At 72.9% G+C, this 19,655-nt stretch carries 12 protein-coding genes; 1 reads left to right on the top strand and 11 read right to left on the bottom strand.

The window, feature by feature from the left end; all coding sequences use genetic code 11:
- Positions 1-64: 64 nt before the first annotated feature.
- The 7 genes from IF09_RS40885 to nrdR all read right to left on the bottom strand — a co-directional run bounded on the left by IF09_RS40885 (position 65) and on the right by nrdR (position 9,053).
- Positions 65-1,999 (bottom strand): DUF4173 domain-containing protein, encoded by a 1,935-nt coding sequence (locus IF09_RS40885; RefSeq protein ID WP_078613554.1) that lies wholly within the window; start codon positions 1,997-1,999, stop codon positions 65-67.
- A gap of 219 nt (positions 2,000-2,218) precedes the next feature.
- On the bottom strand, positions 2,219-3,136 hold the full coding sequence (locus tag IF09_RS0131055; RefSeq protein ID WP_030301402.1) for an ADP-ribosylglycohydrolase family protein: 918 nt from the start codon (positions 3,134-3,136) through the stop codon (positions 2,219-2,221).
- Positions 3,137-3,147: 11 nt separating this feature from the next.
- Positions 3,148-3,807 carry a histidine phosphatase family protein gene (locus tag IF09_RS0131050; protein ID WP_030301399.1) on the bottom strand — a complete coding sequence of 220 codons (660 nt, stop codon included), beginning with the start codon at positions 3,805-3,807 and terminating at the stop codon, positions 3,148-3,150.
- Between the two features lie 73 nt (positions 3,808-3,880).
- Positions 3,881-4,486 carry a YdbC family protein gene (locus IF09_RS0131045; RefSeq protein ID WP_030301398.1) on the bottom strand — a complete coding sequence of 202 codons (606 nt, stop codon included), beginning with the start codon at positions 4,484-4,486 and terminating at the stop codon, positions 3,881-3,883.
- Positions 4,487-4,518: 32 nt separating this feature from the next.
- Positions 4,519-5,358: an arylamine N-acetyltransferase family protein gene (locus tag IF09_RS0131040; protein WP_037636471.1), complete on the bottom strand. Its 840-nt coding sequence runs from the start codon at positions 5,356-5,358 to the stop codon at positions 4,519-4,521.
- 165 nt (positions 5,359-5,523) lie between these two features.
- Entirely contained in the window at positions 5,524-8,412 is a 2,889-nt protein-coding gene (locus tag IF09_RS0131035; RefSeq protein ID WP_030301393.1) for a vitamin B12-dependent ribonucleotide reductase, read from the bottom strand.
- A 128-nt stretch (positions 8,413-8,540) separates the two neighbouring features.
- Positions 8,541-9,053, bottom strand: a complete 513-nt coding sequence (gene nrdR, locus IF09_RS0131030) for a transcriptional regulator NrdR (protein ID WP_030301391.1) — start codon at positions 9,051-9,053, stop codon at positions 8,541-8,543.
- A gap of 470 nt (positions 9,054-9,523) precedes the next feature.
- Here nrdR and lexA point away from each other — a divergent pair, with 470 nt between their 5' ends.
- Positions 9,524-10,315 carry a transcriptional repressor LexA gene (gene lexA, locus IF09_RS0131025; protein ID WP_030301390.1) on the top strand — a complete coding sequence of 264 codons (792 nt, stop codon included), beginning with the start codon at positions 9,524-9,526 and terminating at the stop codon, positions 10,313-10,315.
- A gap of 152 nt (positions 10,316-10,467) precedes the next feature.
- Here the strand turns inward: lexA and IF09_RS0131020 are convergent, their stop codons facing one another.
- The 4 genes from IF09_RS0131020 to IF09_RS0131005 all read right to left on the bottom strand — a co-directional run bounded on the left by IF09_RS0131020 (position 10,468) and on the right by IF09_RS0131005 (position 17,072).
- Positions 10,468-12,438: an ATP-dependent DNA helicase gene (locus IF09_RS0131020; RefSeq protein ID WP_030301388.1), complete on the bottom strand. Its 1,971-nt coding sequence runs from the start codon at positions 12,436-12,438 to the stop codon at positions 10,468-10,470.
- Positions 12,439-12,490: 52 nt separating this feature from the next.
- Positions 12,491-14,365, bottom strand: coding sequence for an IucA/IucC family protein (locus IF09_RS0131015; protein ID WP_030301387.1), 1,875 nt, complete (start codon positions 14,363-14,365; stop codon positions 12,491-12,493).
- 82 nt (positions 14,366-14,447) lie between these two features.
- A complete protein-coding gene (locus IF09_RS0131010; RefSeq protein ID WP_030301385.1) occupies positions 14,448-15,167 on the bottom strand; it encodes a GNAT family N-acetyltransferase in 720 nt (239 codons plus the stop codon).
- 6 nt (positions 15,168-15,173) lie between these two features.
- Positions 15,174-17,072 carry an IucA/IucC family protein gene (locus tag IF09_RS0131005; RefSeq protein WP_418953083.1) on the bottom strand — a complete coding sequence of 633 codons (1,899 nt, stop codon included), beginning with the start codon at positions 17,070-17,072 and terminating at the stop codon, positions 15,174-15,176.
- Positions 17,073-19,655: the final 2,583 nt, after the last annotated feature.

Raw genomic sequence — 19,655 nt, 5'->3', positions numbered from 1 at the left:
TACGGAGGCCCGGGCGCGGGGGCAGATCCCGCGCCCGGGCCCTCGTACGACCGCCGCCGGGCGGTCAGCCGGTGCGGCTGTGGAAGGTGCCCAGGCTCGAGCAGACCTCGTACGAGGCCTTCACCGGGCGCTCGCGGAGGATCTGCCGGGCCCGGTACTCGCCGAGGCTCATCGCGTACCAGGGCACCCGACCGCCCCTCGACAGCTCGTTGTTGATGCCGCGCAGGGCGCAGGAGCGGCGGGGTTCGGGCAGGCGGTCCAGGGCGGGCACCGCATCCGCCGACAGCGACTGGAAGTAGGCCAGGTCGATCTTGCCGTCCTGCTGGAAGCGGGCCACGTTCCGCTCGGCGACCATCCCGTCCGGGGACAGCAGCCCGAACGCCAGGACGGCGACGGCGGCGCTTCCCGCGACCGCGCGCGGCAGCCGGCTCGCGCCGAACACCCCGGCAGCCATGATCAGTACGATGACCAGCCCGAGCCAGAGCTCCATCGCGGCCACCGACACGCGCAGCCGGGTCAGCCCGTACGCGTCCACGTACAGGTCCATCCGGCGCAGTGCGGAGGCGACCACGATCAGGGTCAGCGCACACAGGGTGCCCAGGACGACGCGGACGAAGCGCGGGTCCCCGGCTCCGGCGCGCGGCGCCCAGCGCAGGGCGAGGGCGATCACGGCGAGGGTGAGCAGGGTGGCCCAGAGCAGCTGCCAGAAACCCTGGCGGGCGTACTCGGCATAGGTGAGCCCGGTGCGCTCCAGGACCCTGTCGTATCCGCCGAACAGGACGGCCAGCTGGACGGCGTTGAAGCCGGCGAAGAGCAGATTGAGCACGACGAGCGGAAGCGCCCATTCGACGCGGGAGCGCGGCTTTCCGGGCGCCACCCGGATCCGGTCCCAGCGTGAGGGGGCCGCGGCGGCGCGGGCGGCGGCAAGTGCGAGCAGGGCTCCGAACAGGAACAGCAGGAGGCGCGCCGGGCTGTCACCGATGGAGACGTCGGGGGTCAGCCCGTTCAGCAGGTCCGCGAAGGCGGCGTCGGCGGAGGCGAAGAGGGCACCGAAGAGCACCAGCAGGACCACGGCCACCAGTGCTGCCTTGGCCACGGGCAGCCAGCGGCTCCGGTCGACCCCGCTGCCGCGCGAGCGGAGCCCCGCCCAGGCCCAGCGGATCCCGAGCACGGCTGCGTCGACGAGGCCGAGCGGGCTGAGCAGGACGCCGGGCCAGGTGCGGCTGCCGTGCAGGGCCAGTGCACCGAGCAGGACGGCGGCGAACAGCGCGAGTGCGGACGGCCAGTCGGCGTCACGCAGCGCCGGTACGGCGAGGAGGGCCAGGCAGCCGATCGCCCAGACCAGGGTCCAGGGGCGGGCGGTACGCCGGGCTGCGCGGGCGGCGACGTACGCGGCAGCGATGGCCGGCACGACGGCGAGGAGCAGGCCGGGGCCCAGGCCGTCGCCGAGGAAGAGGGCCGAGGCGAGGCCGGCGACGACGGCGCAGACCAGCACGGCGGTGGGCACGGGCCCGGCCTGCCCCGGCCGCGCGGCTTCGGCCCAGGCGAGCGGGGCGATGGACCACGCCCCGGACTCGGCCCGCTGCTGGCGCACTTGATAGGCCCGCCAGGCCTTGGGATCCCACCCGGCGGGCGCAAGACCCGCCGCCGCCCCGGCGCCCGGCCCGACGGCAGCAGGCCCGGCGACAGACTCCGCGGACGGTGCCCCGGTCGGCGACGCGGCGGCCGCCGCGGGCCCGGCCGTAGGCGGGGCGGCAGGCCCGGCAGCCTGCCCGGCCGGCGGCTGCGCGGCCGGCACGGGCGCGGCGGCAGACCCTGCCGGCGGCGCCGCAGACTCTGCCCGGGGCGCCGGGGCGGCTGCTGCGGCGGAGCCTGACGGCGGACCGGCGGCGGCGCCCGGCCCGCCCTTCGGCGGAGCCGGCTGCGCCGGACCGGCCGCCGAGCCCCCGGCCGTGTCCCCGGCCGCGGCGTCGGCCACCCCGTCGGTGTTCTCTGACATCGGGTTCCCTTCCCCTGTCGGCCGCCTCCGTCATCACGACGGAGGCGGCAGCGCGCGGACAGGGTAGGCCCGTGACGTGCGGCGTCAGCCATACCGGAACGGCCCCTGTGGCAGGACCGTGACAATCAGAACGGGGCATATCGCCCACCGCGTACGCCGCTCCCCCGGCCCGGCCACCAGGCCGCAAGGCCATCGCGCCGCCGGCCGCCGCGCCTTCGGCTAACGTGCCGCCGTCTCCGGCAGCCAGGCCGGCAGGGCTTCCGTACGGGCCAGCCAGGCGGCGGGCAGCACCGCGTCCCCGCGCGCCCCCAGCACCCCGCCGACGATCGCGCAGGTCGTGTCGACGTCGCCGCCCACCTGCGCGGTGGTCCAGAACGCCCGCTCGTAGTCGTCCAGCGACCGCGCCGCCGACCACAGGGCGAACGGCACGGTGTCGTGGGCGCTGGTCCGCCGCCCGCAGCCCAGGACCGCCGCGACCGTCGTCGCGTCGCCGTAGTCCAGCATGTCCCGGGCCCGCCGCAGCCCGGCGCCCACGGCGCTGCGCGGCACCAGCGCGATCACCCCGTCCAGCAGGTCGGCGGCCTTCGGCGGACCGGCCGGAGCCGCCGCCAGCGCGGCCGCCGCGGCGACGGCCATCGCCCCGCACACCGCCTCGCGGTGCTGGTGGGTGGTGTAGGCGGAGATCTCCGCCTGGTGCGTGGCCTGCTCCGGGTCGTCGGCGTACCAGGCACCCAGCGGCGCGATGCGCATGGCCGCGCCGTTGCCCCACGAGCCCTGCCCGTTGAACAGCTCGGCGGCCAGCGTGCGCCAGTCCTCGCCCTCCCGGACGAGCCGCAGCATCCGGTTCACGGCGGGCCCGTAGCCGCGGTCGAAGTCGTGGTGGTGGGCGAAGGAGCTCGCCAGGGCGTCCTGGTCGATGCGTCCGTGATCCGCGAGGACGGCCACCACCGAGCAGGCCATCTCGGTGTCGTCGGTCCACTGCCAGGTCCCGGTGCCGGCGGGCAGCTCGCGGCGCTTGAGGAGGGGGTAGTTCACGGGGACGAAGTACTGGGAGCCCAGGGCGTCACCCAGAGCCAGCCCGCGGAGGCTGGCCATGGCGCGTGCGTAGCGCCTTTCGGAAGAGGAGTCAGCGGTCATCCCGCGTCACTCTAGCCGTCCAGGTCATAAGGCTCCGGTGTGGTCCACCGCTCAAATGGGCGGTCCATCCGGTATCGGCCGTCCGGACCCAGCAGAAGCACCCGGAATTCGCCGTTCCCGGGGTTGGAGAGGGCCTCGAACTCGGCCACCGACCAGTGGAACCAGCGCATGCAGAACAGGCGCATGGTCAGTCCGTGCGTCACGAGCAGCACGTTCGGCGGATGGTCCGGCGCCTCGAAGCTGCGGTAGAGGCTCTCCAGGAAGGACCCGACCCGGTCGTACACGTCCGCGCCGGACTCGCCCTGGGCGAAGCGGTAGAAGAAGTGCCCGTACGCGTCGCGGTACGCCTTCTGCAGCCGGACGTCGGCCCGGTCCTGCCAGTTCCCCCAGTCCTGTTCGCGCAGCCTCGGCTCCTCGCGCATCCGGACGCGCGCCGGGTCCAGCCCCAGCTCGCGGAACGTCTGGAGGGTCCGGCGATAGGGGGAGACGTACGCGCTGACGGCTTCGTCGCCGAACAGCTCGCGCAGCCGTACGCCGGCCTCCGCGGCCTCCTCGTGCCCCCGGCGGGTCAGGCGCAGGGCGTGATCAGGCTCCCGCTCGTACACCGTGTCATCGATATTGCCCTCCGATTCCCCGTGCCGGACAAGGACGATGCGCCGTGGTCGTGCCATTCCCCGACCCTATTCGGCCACCGGCGGGCCCGGCACGCGGGCACGCCGGTCGGGCCCGCCGCTCGTCGTACGGTCATACAGTCCAGGACGATTCGAGGTCGACGACGTCACCGGTGAGGGCTTCCACGTCGGCCTCGGTCTGGGCGCGCAGCGAGAGCCGCTCGACCCGTTCCTGACGGTACTTGCCGTGTTCGGCCGCGGCGTGCCACATCGACAGCACGAGGAACTCCCGGCCCGGCGCCTCCCCGAAGAGGCCCCGGATCATTCCGGGTGAGCCGGCCATGGCGGGGTTCCACACCTTCTCCTGCATGAGCGCGAAGTGGTCCACACGGCCTTCCCGCACCCGGGTGTGGGCGACGCGCACGACGTCCGCGTCGGTGAACCGCGGCTCGAAGCCGGTCTTCACGTCGAAGCGGTGGTCGAAGAGCGTGGCCCGGGCGTTGGTGTACGTGCCGGTCTGGGCCGCGGCCAGCCGGTCGTACGACCGGGCCATGAAGGAGTCGTAGAAGGAACGGCTCTCCCAGAACGCAAAGACATGCGCGACCCCCTGTCTCCCCCGGCTCCAGCCGCCGCCCTGTCCCCGGAATCCCGGCTCGCCAGGCAGCCCCGCCCATTTGCGCTGCCCGCGCTCGAACCCGCGTCGGTCCGTCACCGTGCAGCGAATCCACTTGACCAGCACCGCGCCATCGTACGGGCCCGGCGCGGCCCCGGTCAGTCCCTATCGCGGTTGATCCGCTCCAGTTCCTCCGCATCCCGCCCGGACAGCCGAAGCCCGAACTCCCGGTCGAGCAGCGCGTGCAGCTCGTCGGGGGCCACGGACTGCCGCTCGACCCGCCCTTCGGGATACAGGCGGCTGAGCTCGCGCCCCACGAGCGCCCGGCGGACGGGAGCGCCCGGGTGCTGGACGACGACCTGCCCGACGAAGGCGGAGCGGGGGTGGGAGGAGCTGTAGTGGTTGAGCAGGACGTAGTCGACGGGGTAGTAGGGCTGAGGGGAGAACGCGTACAGGTCCCGCCAGGCTCCCTCGCGCAGCATGCACAGCACGAGGATCCCGTCGCCCTCCTCGCGGACGGCGTAGGTCCACTCCCCCTGCACGACTTCGGCTCCGGGCCGCGCCAGCGGGACGGGCTCGCGGGGGCCCTGGTGGCCGAACCCGGCGTCGCACAGCCAGGGTTCCCCGTCGACGGTGGCGACGAGGACGGCGTGCGTCACCGCGAGCAGGGTGTCCCCCCGGGTGCGGTTGCGGGCGCCGCGCCCGGAGACCTCGAAGCCGATCCGCTCCAGGGCAGCGGCCAGCAGCGAGTTCTGCTCGTAGCAGTAGCCGCCGCGGCGGCCGTGCACGAGCTTGTCCTCCAGGGCCTTGACGCCCAGCTCGACGGGGCGGCCGAGCAGCACGTCCAGGTTCTCGAAAGTGATGGCGCCGGTGTGGGCCCGGTGCACTGCGTACAACGTCCCGAGATCCGGCCGGAGTTCCCCGTCGTCCCCGACCGGCCCGTCGTAGCCGATCCGCGCCAGATAGGCCTCGAGATCCAGCTGGTCACCGCTCCACATGTCTCCCCCGCTCCCGCCGTCCGGCCCGCGGGCGCCCGTCGGCCCCGCTCCGCCCAATGATCACCACGGCGGTCCGGCACGCCAACCCCACGTCGAAGGGGACCGGCATCGGCCGGTCCCCTTCGTGTACTGCTGGTCAGCTACCCGTGCGGGCTACGCCCGGTGTCAGCTGCAGCCGCTGGTCGAGCCGCAGCCCTCGCAGATGTAGCAGGAGCCTGCGCGCTGCATCTTCGTACCGCACGAGAAGCAGAGCGGGGCGTCGGCGGAGACGCCGAGCTGCATCTCGACCAGTTCGGCGTTGGAGTGCGCCGTCTTCGGGGTCTGGACCTCGACGACCGCGGCCGGCTTCGGGGCTGCCGGGACGGCGGCCAGCGGCGCCGACTGGGCCAGGGACTCCGTGTCGAGCTCGTCCTCGAGAGGCTCGTACGAGCCGGTGTCCAGGTGGCGCTGACGCTCCTCGGCGGTGTGGATGCCGAGCGCCGAGCGGGTCTCGAAGGGCAGGAAGTCGAGCGCCAGGCGGCGGAAGATGTAGTCGACGATCGACTGCGCCATCCGCACGTCCGGGTCGTCCGTCATGCCGGCCGGCTCGAAGCGCATGTTCGTGAACTTCGAGACGTACGTCTCCAGCGGGACGCCGTACTGCAGACCGACCGAGACGGCGATCGAGAAGGCGTCCATCATGCCCGCGAGGGTCGAACCCTGCTTGGACATCTTCAGGAAGACCTCGCCCAGCCCGTCGTCCGGGTAGGAGTTCGCGGTCATGTAGCCCTCGGCGCCACCGACCGTGAAGGAGGTGGTGATGCCCGGGCGGCCCTTGGGGAGGCGCTTGCGGACCGGACGGTACTCGATGACCTTCTCGACCGCCGCGCGGATGGTGTCCTCCGCCTTGGCGGTGACCTCCTCCTTCTCCTCTTCCTTCTTCTTCGCGGAGAGGGGCTGGCCGACCTTGCAGTTGTCGCGGTAGATCGCGAGCGCCTTGACGCCCATCTTCCACGCCTCGAAGTAGATCTCCTCGATCTCCTCGACGGTCGCCGACTCCGGCATGTTGACCGTCTTCGAGATCGCGCCGGAGATCCAGGGCTGGATCGCGGCCATCATCCGGACGTGGCCCATCGGGGAGATGGAGCGCTCGCCCATCGCGCAGTCGAAGATCGAGTAGTGCTCGGTCTTCAGACCCGGGGCGTCGACGACCACGCCGTGCTCGGCGATGTGGGCGACGATCGCCTCGATCTGCTCCTCCTGGTAGCCCAGGCGGCGCAGGGCCTGCGGGACGGTGCCGTTGACGATCTGCATCGAGCCGCCGCCGACGAGCTTCTTGAACTTGACCAGGGCCAGGTCCGGCTCGACACCCGTGGTGTCGCAGGACATCGCGAGACCGATGGTGCCGGTCGGTGCGAGGACGGAGGCCTGGGAGTTGCGGAAGCCGTTCTTCTCGCCGAGGCGCAGGACGTCCTGCCAGGCCTCGGTGGCCGCGGCCCAGATCGAGTTGTCCAGGTCCTCGGTGCGCGGCGCGGCGCCGTTGGCGTCGGCGTGCTGCTTCATGACGCGCTTGTGCGCGTCGGCGTTGCGGGCGTAGCCGTCGTACGGGCCGACGATGGCGGCCAGCTCGGCGGAGCGCTTGTACGCGGTGCCGGTCATCAGCGAGGTGATCGACGCGGCGAGGGTGCGGCCGCCGTCCGAGTCGTACGCGTGGCCGGTCGCCATCAGCAGGGCGCCGAGGTTGGCGTAGCCGATGCCCAGCTGGCGGAAGGCGCGGGTGTTCTCGCCGATCTTCTGCGTCGGGAAGTCCGCGAAGCAGATCGAGATGTCCATTGCGGTGATGACGAGCTCGACGACCTTGGCGAAGCGCTCGGCGTCGAAGGACTGGTTGCCCTTGCCGTCGTCGTTCAGGAACTTCATCAGGTTCAGCGAGGCGAGGTTGCAGGACGTGTTGTCCAGGTGCATGTACTCGCTGCACGGGTTGGACGCGGTGATGCGGCCGGACTCGGGGCAGGTGTGCCAGCTGTTGATGACACCGTCGTACTGGATGCCCGGGTCGGCGCAGGCCCACGCGGCCTCGGCCAGCTTGCGGAAGAGCGCCTTGGCGTCGACCTTCTCGATGACCTCGCCGGTCATGCGGGCGCGCAGGCCGAACTCGGTGCCGTTCTCGACGGCCGTCATGAACTCGTCGTTCACGCGGACGGAGTTGTTGGCGTTCTGGTACTGGACGGACGTGATGTCGTCGCCGCCCAGGTCCATGTCGAAGCCCGCGTCGCGCAGGGCGCGGATCTTCTCCTCTTCCTTCACCTTGGTGGCGATGAAGTCCTCGACGTCCGGGTGGTCCACGTCCAGGACGACCATCTTGGCCGCGCGGCGGGTGGCACCGCCCGACTTGATCGTTCCGGCGGACGCGTCGGCGCCGCGCATGAAGGAGACCGGACCGGAGGCGTTGCCGCCGGAGGAGAGGAGCTCCTTGGAGGAGCGGATGCGGGAGAGGTTCAGGCCGGCGCCGGAGCCGCCCTTGAAGATCATGCCCTCTTCCTTGTACCAGTCGAGGATCGACTCCATGGAGTCGTCGACGGCCAGGATGAAGCAGGCGGAGACCTGCTGCGGCTGGGGCGTGCCGACGTTGAACCACACCGGGGAGTTGAAGCTGAAGATCTGGTGCAGGAGGGCGTAGGTCAGCTCGTGCTCGAAGATCTCCGCGTCGGCGGGGGACGCGAAGTAGTCGTAGTCCTCGCCGGCCTTCGTGTACGTCTTCACGATGCGGTCGATGAGCTGCTTCAGACCGGTCTCGCGCTGCGGGGTGCCGACGGCTCCGCGGAAGTACTTGCTGGTGACGATGTTGACCGCGTTCACCGACCAGAAGTCGGGGAACTCGACGCCACGCTGCTCGAAGTTCACCGAGCCGTCGCGCCAGTTGGTCATGACGACGTCTCGGCGCTCCCAGCTCACCTCGTCGTACGGGTGCACGCCTGGGGTGGTGTGGATGCGCTCGATCCGAAGGCCGCTCTTGGCAGTCTTGGTCCCCTTGGCGCGGGAACCTCGTGCCGAGCCGCTCGCCGTCTCTGTCATGCCGCTTCCTCCCATATGCGGGCAAAAACGCCCTAAAGTGCCAGCGTTATTCCGCGGCACGGTCTGTCTTGTATCTACGTTTCTTCGCCTGAGCTGTCCGGGAGGCCGCGCTGCGCTGCGGCCCCCGCTCAGTCGGCGGCGGAGGCGGGCACGGGGACCGCCACGGTCCCGCGGGGCCCGCACTCTTCGGGGTGAGGCCGTGGCACGCGGAGTTCCGCGATGGCGGTCTCGAAGTCTTCGAGTGTGTCGAACGCCTTGTAAACGGACGCGAACCGGAGGTACGCGACCAGGTCGAGCTCCTGCAACGGGCCGAGTATGGCCAGACCCACGTCATGGGTGGTCAGCTCGGCACTCCCGGTGGCGCGCACCGCCTCCTCGACCCGCTGGCCGAGCTTGGCGAGGGCGTCCTCGGTGACCGGCCGCCCCTGGCACGCCTTGCGCACGCCGGAGATGACCTTGGTACGGCTGAAGGGTTCGGTCACCCCGCTGCGCTTGATCACCATCAGCGAGGCCGTCTCCACCGTCGTGAAACGACGGGAGCAGTCGGGGCACTGACGGCGCCGACGGATCGACGTGCCGTCGTCCGTGGTGCGGCTGTCGACGACGCGGCTGTCGGGGTGCCTGCAGAAGGGGCAGTGCATGGTTCCCTCACCCTCCCTCTTGGCACGACTGAATCACCTCGCGAGGACCCTGAACGACGGGGACCAGGTCCCCGTCGGAGGCTCGCGAAGCAGCCACCAGCATATGCGATGCCGAGGGCCTCGACGGACCGAGGACCACAACTTCTGGGCGGCAGCGCACATCCAACCACTAGATCTTGGGTTGTGGTGGATTTGGTTCGTTCCGCGTGTCGCCGAGTCCGGTACCCGGACCCGGGCATTCCCGGTGCCACACTGGGCGCGGGACCGGAAGCCGGCGATCCGACCGGGAAGGGTACCGTAAACAGCGGAGGCGGGACCGAACCCGCGTTCGGCAGACCGATCGTCTATACACCCCCTGATCTGACCCCGCTGGACGATCTGCGATTTTTCACTCGAACGTGTGTTTGGCGCAACCTTTCGAAAGCTACTACCGTTGTCCAGCTAGGGAGAACATTTCGAGAGGGGCCGACGTGACCACCACCGCAGACAGTGCCACCATCACTGCCCAGAACCGCTCCCAGAGCCGACTCGAGCCGGTGCATCCCATGAATGACGCAAGCCTGAACCCGGAGGCGGAGCCCGTACGCCCCGCACGATCGCTGCCAGGTCGACCTCCAGGCATCCGCGCCGACAGCTCCGGGCTCACGGACCGGCAGCGGAGGGTCATCGAGGTCATTCGCGATTCGGTGCAGCGCCGGGGCTACCCGCCGTCGATGCGGGAGATCGGCCAGGCGGTCGGCCTGTCCAGCACGTCGTCGGTCGCGCACCAGCTGATGGCCCTCGAGCGCAAGGGCTTCCTGCGCCGCGACCCGCACCGCCCCCGGGCGTACGAGGTCCGCGGCTCCGACCAGCCCAGCTCGCAGCCCACGGACACCACCGGCAAGCCCGCCGCCTCGTACGTCCCCCTGGTCGGCCGGATCGCGGCCGGCGGCCCGATCCTCGCCGAGGAGTCGGTGGAGGACGTGTTCCCGCTCCCCCGCCAGCTCGTCGGTGACGGAGAGCTCTTCGTCCTCAAGGTCGTCGGCGACTCGATGATCGAGGCCGCCATCTGCGACGGCGACTGGGTCACGGTCCGTCGCCAGCCGGTCGCGGAGAACGGCGACATCGTGGCCGCGATGCTCGACGGCGAGGCCACGGTCAAGCGCTTCAAGCGCGAGGACGGCCATGTCTGGCTGCTCCCGCACAACGCCGCCTATCAGCCGATCCCCGGCGACGAGGCGACCATCCTCGGCAAGGTCGTCGCCGTACTGCGCCGGGTCTGACCCGCGTCGCTTCCCAGCCAGCCCCCGGGACCCACTGCGCCGGTCCCGGGGGCTGTTTCGTTGTTCGCGGCTAAACCGCCGCCGCTCTCGCGGATGTGGTTGCTCGCCGCTTGGGTTGCTCAATTGACGGTCGCCGCTCGTGCTCCCGAGAACTACTTGCCGTCAGCGTGAGCGGCGGCGTCGATCGCGGCGAGGGAGCGGCGGGCCTGGTTGCGGTCCGTGGTGTACCAGAAGTCCGGCAGCGTGGCCCGCAGGAAGCTCCCGTACCGGGCCGTGGCCAGCCGGGGGTCCAGGACCGCGACGACACCCCGGTCCCCGCCGGCCCGTACGAGCCGGCCCGCGCCCTGGGCCATCAGGAGCGCCGCATGCGTGGCCGCGACGGCCATGAAGCCGTTGCCGCCGTGCTCCTCGACCGACTTCTGCCGGGCGCTCATCAGCGGATCGTCGGGACGCGGGAACGGGATCCGGTCCATGACCACGAGCTGGCAGCTGGGACCGGGCACGTCCACGCCCTGCCACAGCGACAGCGTCCCGAACAGACAGGTCTTCGGATCCGCCGCGAACGCCTTGATCAGCTCGCCCAGCGTCTCCTCCCCCTGGAGCAGGATCGGGTTGTCGAGCCGCCCGCGCAGCTCCTCGGCGGCCGCCTTGGCGCCCCGCATGGAGGAGAACAGGCCGAGGGTGCGGCCGCCGGCCGCTTCGATGAGCTCGGCGAGCTCGTCCATCATGTCGCCGCGGGTGCCCTCCCGGCCGGGCGTGGCCAGGTGCTTCGCGACGTAGAGGATGCCCTGCTTGGGGTAGTCGAACGGCGAGCCGACGTCCAGGCCCTTCCAGACCGGTGCGTCGTCCCCCTCGACCCCTTCGGGAGACAGGCCCAGCGAGGCCGCGACCCCGTTGAAGTCGCCGCCCAGTTTGAGCGTGGCCGAGGTCAGGACCACCGAGCGGTCCTCGAACAGCTTCTCGCGCAGCAGCCCGGACACCGACAGCGGGGCGACCCGGAGGGTGGCACCGAAGCGGTCGTGCCGTTCGTACCAGACGACGTCGTACTCGGAGCGCAGCAGGATCCGCTCGGCCACCCCGTGGACGCTCTCCACCGCGGCCAGGGCCTGCTTACGGACGGCGTCCTCGTCGTGGACGGACTTGTCCCGGGTCGCACCGATCGCCGAGATGACATTGCGCGCCGCGTCCCGCAGGGCCGCCAGTGCGTAGCCGAGGTCCTCGGGGACCTCCTCCAGCCGGCCCGGGAGGGCCAGCTCCATGACCCGCTCGAAGGACTCGGACGCCGTCTGCAGCGCATCCGCGGTCTTCTCGTCCACCAGCTTGGCCGCGCGCTTCACGGCGCGGTTGACCTGGCCCGGGGTGAGCTCGCCGGTGGCGACCCCGGTCACCCGGGAAACCAGCTCGTGCGCCTCGTCCACGATCAGCACCTCGTGCTGCGGCAGCACCGGGGCGCCCTCGATGGCGTCGATGGCCAGCAGCGCGTGGTTGGTGACGACCACGTCGGCGAGCTTGGCCCGCTCGCGGGCGGCCTCGGCGAAGCACTCGGCGCCGTACGCGCACTTCGTCGCGCCCAGGCACTCCCGGGACGAGACGGAGATCTGCGCCCAGGCCTTGTCCGAGACGCCCGGGGTCAGGTCGTCCCGGTCGCCGGTCTCGGTCTCGTCGGCCCAGTCGCGCAGGCGCAGCAGGTCCTTGCCGAGCTTACTGGTGGGGGTGGCCGCCTCGAACTGGTCGAAGAGGCCCTCCTCCTCGTCCTGCGGCGCGCCCTCGTGGAGCCGGTGCAGGCACAGGTAATTGGACCGGCCCTTGAGCATGGCGAACTGTGGGCGGCGACGGAGCTGCGGATGCAGCGCGTCGACCGTCCGGGGCAGGTCACGCTCGACCAGCTGCCGCTGGAGGGCGAGCGTGGCGGTGGCGACGACCACGCGCTCGCCGTGCGCGAGGGCCGGCACCAGGTAGCCGAGGGACTTGCCGGTGCCGGTGCCGGCCTGGATGAGCCGGTGCGTGTTGTCGTCGATCGCTTCGGCGACGGCTTCGGCCATGGCCACCTGGCCGGGCCGCTCCGTGCCGCCGACGGCGGAGACGGCGGCGTGCAGCAGGTCGGGAAGGGAGGGCTTCGTCATAGCAATGACAACCCTACGGGGCGCCACCGACAGTGACCGCCACGACGATGATTCATGGCCGGTACAAAGGGTTGGGCACGGTGCCGCACTCCACCGCGTGCGGCCGGTCGGGGCGGTCGCGGTAGCCGTCCTCGTACAGCCGGTTCCGGTTCAGGCAGAGCCGCCCGATGCGCTCCCCGAGCAGGTCGAAGAGCTCGTGGCGCTCCTTGAGCTCGGGGAAGCGGGCCTGGTGGCGCAGGATCTCCGCCCGTACGAGCGACCAGAACTCCTCCTCCGGGACGCCGAGGCGGTCCTCGCACAGGGTGGAGAGGTAGCGGAAGACTCCGACGAAGAGACCGGAGTGGATGTACTGGGGCAGGAAGTCCGCGGGCTTGTCGCGCAGCGCGGCGCGGACCTCTGCGGGCACGGAGGCGAGCTCGGGCAGCGGTTCCTGGCAGATGTTGATCTCGCCCACGAAGTCCTTGAGGGCGATCCGGACCGGGACCTCGTGCTCGTCGAAGATCACGGTGGCGTTCTCGCCGTGCGGGGAGAAGACGGTTCCGTAGCGGTAGAGGAAGTGGAGCAGCGGGGGCAGCAGGGCGGCGAAGAGCCGCCGGAGCCAGCCGGCCGGGGTGAGCCCGGACCGGGCGACGAGCTCGGCGGTGAAGGACCGGCCGCGCAGGTCGACGTGGAGGAGGGAGGCGAGCGTACGGCCCCGCTCACCGGGGGCGAGCCGGCTGGTCAGGGGCTCCCGCCAGATCGCCCCGAGGAGCTCCCTGTACTGGTACGGGGCTTCGGGGAGCTCGTCGTAGACGGGGTGCCGGACGGTGACCGAGGCGACCTCGCCGAGGAGGACCGGGCGACATTCGTCGCGGAGGAAGGGGTCGGCGTCATGGAGGCACCGGATCCAGGCGGTGACGGCCGGGGCGGCGGCGCATTGGTCGGAGGGCAGGCCGCGCCAGACCAGGGTGTTGAAGACGGACAGCGGCAGTTTGACGCTGTGGCGGTCGGGGCGGGTGAGGTTGAGGAAGGTGCGGATGGACTGCTGCGGGATGCGTATGTCGGGGTCGGCGGGGAGCGGGACCAGAGCGCCCGAGGCCAGGGCCGGGGCGAAGAGGGGGAGCACGATCTCGTCCCACTGCCAGGGGTGGACCGGGAGGTAGAGGTAGCCGCGCGGGTCGAGGCCGCGGGCGCGCAGGGTCTGGTCGAAGGCGGCCCGGGTGAGGGGGTCGAGCTCCTGGGCGTACAACCGGGCGGGGTCTTCCAGGCCGGCCGTGCCGCGGTAGGCCGCGAGGGAGGTGTGGGCGGCCAGCCAGGGAAGCCGCTGTCGGGTGCGGGCCTCGGGGGCCCAGGCGGCGGTGTCGGCGGCGGACAGCCCCAGACGGCCTTTGTTGAGGACGAGCCAGGGGTGGCCTGTCTGGTGGCCTTCGAGCTCGGCGTGGTCGAGATCGGCGAGGACGTCGGCGGTGAGGGCGGTGTGGTCGAGGCGCGCATCGGCGGCGAGGGTGGCGCTGAGCTCGCGGACCAGGTGGCCGAGGGTGGCACCGTCGAGGCCGAGGAGGGTGCGGGTGCGGATCAGGAAGGCGTACGGGTCCGCGAAGGCGGTCGGGGGCTCCGGCGACGGGGGCGGCGGCGTGAGGGTGACGGTGTCGGGGGCGACGTGCCAGCTGCCGTACGCGCGCCGGCGGGCCCGGAACCCGAGGCTGCTGCCGTCGTCGAGGGTCAGCTGCCAGGCGTCGCCGGAGGTGGTGCCCGGGGCCGGGACGGGCCTGACGATCTCCTCGTAGGCGAACTCGCCGAGCATCTTGGCGAGTAGCCGACGGGCGGCGGACTCCCAGGTCGCACTGTTGAGTTCGGGCGGCGTGCAGGGGTGCTGGGGGGACGGCGGTACGGCAGCTTCCGAGAAGTGGGGGCCGGTGGAGTCGGGGGTGGCGGGGAAATGCGGCACGGGACTCCTCGGGGATCGGGAACTTTGCTGCGCGACGCAGAGTTTTCGAAGGGTGAGGCGTGAACGGGGAGGGTCGGATGGATCAGATGAGGTTGCGCAGGGCTCGCTCGCGGATCATCAACGCCGCCCGCTTCTCTGGGAGGTCGATCTCCGCGGAGCAGCGGAATCCGGAGTTGAGGAAGGCTGATACCGAGGGGGTGTTGCGGATGTCCGGTTCGGCGATGACGCGTGTGCAGCGGGGGCGGTTGTCGAGCACGAGGTGGGAGACGGCGCGCAGCAGGACGGTGCCGAGACCGCGGCCGCGGTTCGTGCCGTCTCCGATGAGCAGGTGGATACCGGTGTCGTGGGGGCGCGCCGGGTAGTGGCGGGAGAGCGGGTCGAGGTCGGCCCGGTAGATCTCCCAGTAGCTCATTGGTGTCCCGTCGAGGAGGCCGAGGCAGGGGATGCTGTGGCCGTTCCCGTCGAGCTGGACCCGCAGGTGGGCGGCGGTGACGGCGGCGGGACCGGCGAGTTCCCAGTAGGCGGCCACCTCGGGGTCGTTCATCCAGCCGGTGAGCAGTTCCAGGTCGCGGCCAAGCCGTACGGGTTCGAGGCGGAAGGCTCCGGCGGGTGTGGGGGCCGAGCCCCATCCGGCCGGGGAGTCGAGCAGTTCGGCCTCGGCGAGCAGGGGCAGCAGCCGGGGGGTGAGCCGTCGTCCGGGGATACGGGTGCCGACGGTGGCGGTTGCGGTGGCGGTGCCGATTGCCGTGGGGGCGGCGGCGACGGGGGCGAGGGCAGTGGCGGCGGTGTCGGTGGAAGGCATCGGCACTCAATCGTGGAGGGGGTTGGTGAGGGTCACGTAGACGGACTGGGAGTCGACGGGGCCGACGAGCTCGTCGAGGCCGCCCAGGCGGGTGAGCAGATTCGCCTTGCAGCGCAGGGTGGGTGAGTCGAGCAGCCGCGCGGGGAGCGGTCCGAGTCCGGAGGCCTTGCCGAGGAACCGGCGGAAGGCGGCGAGCAGGACGCGTTCGTCGGCGAGCCGCTGGGATCCGAACGCGCCGATGAGGCCGAGCACGTTGTTGATGCCGAGGTAGTAGGCGAAGCGTTCGTCGGTGACGGTGTCGGAGACGAAGGTGTCGCTGGCGCTGCCGATTCCGGGGAGCCGGCGCTCGAGTTCCGCGCGGTGGGACGCGCGGAAGTAGTAGCCCTGGTTGTCGCGGTAGCGGCCACCGACCGGCCAGCCGGCCGGGTCGAGGAGGACCAGGGTGTTCTGCTGGTGGGCTTCGAGGGCGATCCCGGCGAGCGCGTCGAAGGCGAGGACCGGCAGGACGACGTGCTCGAGGTAGCGCAGGAACCACTCGGCGGCGACGGCGGAGGGCGGGCGCCCGGTGGTGGCGGCGAGCCGGGAGACGACCTCGGCGAGCCGGGAGCGCATGGTGGTCCGGCCCGGCCACGGGCGGGGGGCGGTGAGCGCGGCGATGCAGACGGCGTCGTCGTGGGAGCGGAAGGGGTTGTGGCGCAGTACGGCGTCGAGTCCGGGGACGGGGGTTCCGTCCGGGGCGTCGACGGCGATCCAGGCGGGGTCGCGCACGATGTCGAAGCCGGGGTGGGCCGCCTGCCACTGCTCCGCGAGGCCGGTGCGGAGCAGCCGGTGCACCTCGACGCCGCGGTGGAGTTCCTTGCGGAGGTTCTCGCGGCGGGAGTTGGTGATGCGCAGGCCCAGGGAGAGCTTGAGCATCGCGGGGGTGCCGGGGCGGTGGACGGTGCGGACGGAGGAGGTGGGGTACCAGGGCTCGCCGTACGGGCCCAGGTCGTGCAGGAGCCCGGCGTCGCGGAGGGCGGCGACGGCGGGCCGCTGGAGCAGGTCGCCGGCCTGCCAGGGGTGCAGGGGAAGGGGGATCGTGCCGTCGGGCAGCGGGAGTCCGGGGCCGAGCCGGCCGAGGAGCCGGGCGGCGGAGACGGGGCGGCCTCGTTCGGTCCAGGCGGAGTCGGTGGCGAGGGCGGAGGGTTCGACGGCGAGCCAGTGCAGGGGGAAGGAGCCGTGGAGTTCGGGTGAGTAGCGGCGTGCTTCGGCCTCGGAGAGTCCTTCGCGGCTCTTCGGATCCGGCTGGAGGGGGTGGCCGAGGAGGAGGGACTGTTCGGCGGTGAGGAAGAGGTCGTCGGCGACGGGTTCGGGCGGAGTGGGGCGTTGGCGCCGGTCGGCGATGAACTCGGCGGTGCGGCGCACCGAGTCGGCGACCCGGCCGACGAGGTCGGCGCCGCCGCGGCCGCCGCTGTCGCCCTCGCGGGCGAGCAGTGAGGCGACGGTGACGGCGTCCACGGCGGGGGCGTGGGCGGGCGCGCCTTCGAGGCGGGCGGGCGCGAAGCGGTGCCAGCCGGCCGGGGACCAGTAGCGGACGGCGACGAGGAGGGCGGTGCCGGAGGCCGGGAGGGGGATGCGGAGCAGGGTTCCGACGGGCCCGTCGGGACGGCCGATGCCGTTCTCGCGGACCCAGCACCGCAGCAGGTTCTCCACCGCCGCTGCCTCGGCGGCGACGGCCGGGTCGGGGTGGTCCAACGGGTCCGGCGGCATGGCGGCTTCGGGCCCGACCGGCCCCCCGGAGCCGACCCGTACCCGAAGCGTCCCGTCCTTCTGCCGCGGCACGGTCCCCCCACCACCAAGGTGGCGGGTTCCGCCCGACCCGCCGCTCCCCGGGGCACTACCCTCCGGCCCTGACGGCGGGGCCACCCCCTCGAGCCCGCCGGCACGGCCCCCACTCCGGGGACCACCGGGCACCCCGAGGCCGCCCGTCCCACCGGCCCCGAGGGCCGACCACGGCATGGGATGCGGGGCCGGAGCGCTCTCCTCCGGTCCGGGGCCCGAGGGGAACCCGCCAGGGCCGCCAAGCCCACCGAGGCCGGCCGTTCCCCCGGCGTCGTCGGCCCCGGGGGCCGGCCAAGCCGTGGCCTGCGGGTCCGAAGCGGTGCCCGCCGGCCCGGGGTCCGAAGTGAACCCGCCGAGACCGTTCGCGACACCGAGGTTGGCCGTTCCTCCCGCGCCGTCGGCCACCGCGGTCGGCCGCGGCATGGGGTGCGGGGCCGAAGCGGCGCCCTCCGGCAAGGCCTCCTGGGTGGACCGGCCAACGGCGCCGCCATTCCCCTGGGCGCCACCGGGGGAAGCGGAACCGTCCATCCGTACGACCTGGTCGGCCCCGCTCCCACTCTGGCCGCCCGACCCACCACAGGCACCGAGGCCATGGATTCCGCCGTCCGCGGGGGCCGGCCACTGAGTGGCCTGCGGGCCCGAGCCCAGGAGGGCTTGTGGTGCCGTGCCGGGGCCCGCCGACTCCGCCGGCTCCGACGCGTGCCTGCCCAGGCCGGCGGCGCCGTTCCAGGGGGTGCCGGGAGCTCCGGGGCTACCCATCCCTGCGGTCCCGTCGACCCAGCCCCCACTCGCGCCCTCGGACCCAGCGGGGGCAGCGAGGCTGCCGGTTCCGTCCGGTCCGCAGCTTCCCGCGGCCGGCCATCGGGTGGCCTGCGAGACCGGGGCAGCGGCCGCCGAGCCCGCCGTCTGCGGGGCGGGACCGCCCCGGGTGGTGGAGCCGCCGATGCTCCCGGAATCGCCGGGGGCCCCGGGAGTGTCTGTCCCTGCGGTCCCGTCGACCGAGCTCCCACTCTGGCCGCCGGAGGCGCCGGTGCTGCCGATCTCGGCCTGACGCGGGGTGGGCTGACAGCCCGAAGGCTGCAGGGCGCGAGCGGCACCCTCCGGCTCGGGCTCCGAGGCGGATCCGCCGAGGCAGCCGGCGCCACCGTTCCCGTGGGGAACAGAGAGATCCCCCGACCCTGCGGCCCCGCCGCTCGGACCCTCGGCTGGGGCCCCGAGGTCTGCGGTCCCCGGGGTGCCCTCCCAGTCTGGGCCTTGGGTCCCGCCGGCACGGATCGGGCTTGGGCGTCCGGGCGCACCGGTACGGCCGATCGCTGCGGTCCCGTCGGCCCCGCTCGGGAGCAACTTGCCACCGGAGGCATCAAGGCTGCCGGTCCCGGAGGCCGAAGCCAGCGGGAGCTGCCGGGCCGGGGTGAGGGCCGCCGACTCCGGCTCCTGGGTGGATCTGCCGCGCTGGGGCGCACCGCCCAGGCCGTCCGCTTCATCCGTCCCTCCAAGGGCACCGGATACGGGGTTCGGCATCCGAGGGGGCTGGGACGTCGAGCCCAGCAGGGGCTGTCGGGTCGCGGCCGCGCCCGGCGCCTCCCGCTCCGGCGCGGGCTCACTTAGGACGCCGATGTCACCGGCCGGGTCGGGCCCGTCCAGGGCATCGGTCGCGGCCGGGACACCGGACCAGCGCGGCCACGGGTTGGCCGGATCCGACGGCTGCGGCGCGGGCTCGCCGATACCGGGGGCCAGCCACACGGTGGGCGTCAAGGCCGAGCCCAGTGGCTGCCGGTCCAGTGCCGGGGCAGGACCACCCGGGGCACCGGTCGCAGGAGGCAGCGTGCGGAAGGCCTGCCGGGTCGGGCCCGCCGGGTCATGGTCCGGTGTGGAGTCACCGACCAGGGTGGGCCCGTTCAAAGCGGGGCCCCCGGAAGGTAGCCGGCGGGAGGCCTGCGAGGCCGAGCCCTCCGGCTGGTGGTCCGGCGCCGGATCGCCGACCGGGATGGGACCGCCCGGGGCACCGGGCGCCGGGGGGAGCCGGTGGGAGGCCTGCGGGGCCGAGCTCGCCGGCTCGTGGTCCGGTGTGGAGTCGGCAGTGGTCCCGGGGAGCAGCCAGCGGGTGCGGGGCGCGGTGGAGCCCGGCTCCGGCTTCGGGGTGGAGCCGGAGCCGGGCTCCGTGTTGCTCGGGCCGGTGGTGGCGGGATGGTGCAGGGTGGCCTGGGCGGAGCCCGACGACTCCGACTCCACCACCGGGCCGCCACGGCCAGCGGGGGCCGTGCCAGCGGGCATGCCCGGCCCAGCGGGAGCGGCGGACCCGCCCGAGACGGCAGAGGTGCCAGGCCCGCCCGGGCCATCGGAAGCAGCGAACCCGCCCCGGCTGGCCGGGGCACCGGCTCGGGCCGGGAAGGCAGGGGCAGCCGGCCCGCCCAGGACGCCCGAGGCGCCAGACCCACCCGGGCCGCCAGAGGCAGCAGGCCCACCCTGGTCAGCGGACGCAGCGGACACGCCCGAGCCAGCATGAGCGCCAGACCAGCCCGGGCCAACGGCAGCGCCGGGCCTGTCCGGGCCAACGGAAGCGCCAGGCCCGCCCGGGCCATTGCAGGCAGCGGACCCGCCCGGGGCGGCGAAGGTGGCGGAGGCGGCGGGCCTGACGGGGGCGCCGGGGGCCTGGGGGGCCGCCGG

Origin of the sequence: Streptomyces katrae (genome assembly GCF_000717655.1) — a bacterium.
Lineage (GTDB): Bacteria > Actinomycetota > Actinomycetes > Streptomycetales > Streptomycetaceae > Streptomyces > Streptomyces katrae_B.
The sequence above is the reverse complement of the archived record's forward strand: the minus strand, read 5'-3'. Positions and strand labels throughout refer to the sequence as shown.

Coding starts and splice junctions, on each gene's coding strand:
- IF09_RS0131010 (WP_030301385.1), bottom strand. CDS start 15,167: ATGCCTTCCACCGACACCGCCGCCACTGCCCTCGCCCCCGTCGCCGCC.
- IF09_RS0131050 (WP_030301399.1), bottom strand. CDS start 3,807: ATGGCACGACCACGGCGCATCGTCCTTGTCCGGCACGGGGAATCGGAG.
- IF09_RS0131040 (WP_037636471.1), bottom strand. CDS start 5,358: ATGTGGAGCGGTGACCAGCTGGATCTCGAGGCCTATCTGGCGCGGATC.
- IF09_RS0131020 (WP_030301388.1), bottom strand. CDS start 12,438: ATGACGAAGCCCTCCCTTCCCGACCTGCTGCACGCCGCCGTCTCCGCC.
- IF09_RS0131055 (WP_030301402.1), bottom strand. CDS start 3,136: ATGACCGCTGACTCCTCTTCCGAAAGGCGCTACGCACGCGCCATGGCC.
- IF09_RS40885 (WP_078613554.1), bottom strand. CDS start 1,999: ATGTCAGAGAACACCGACGGGGTGGCCGACGCCGCGGCCGGGGACACG.
- IF09_RS0131035 (WP_030301393.1), bottom strand. CDS start 8,412: ATGACAGAGACGGCGAGCGGCTCGGCACGAGGTTCCCGCGCCAAGGGG.
- nrdR (WP_030301391.1), bottom strand. CDS start 9,053: ATGCACTGCCCCTTCTGCAGGCACCCCGACAGCCGCGTCGTCGACAGC.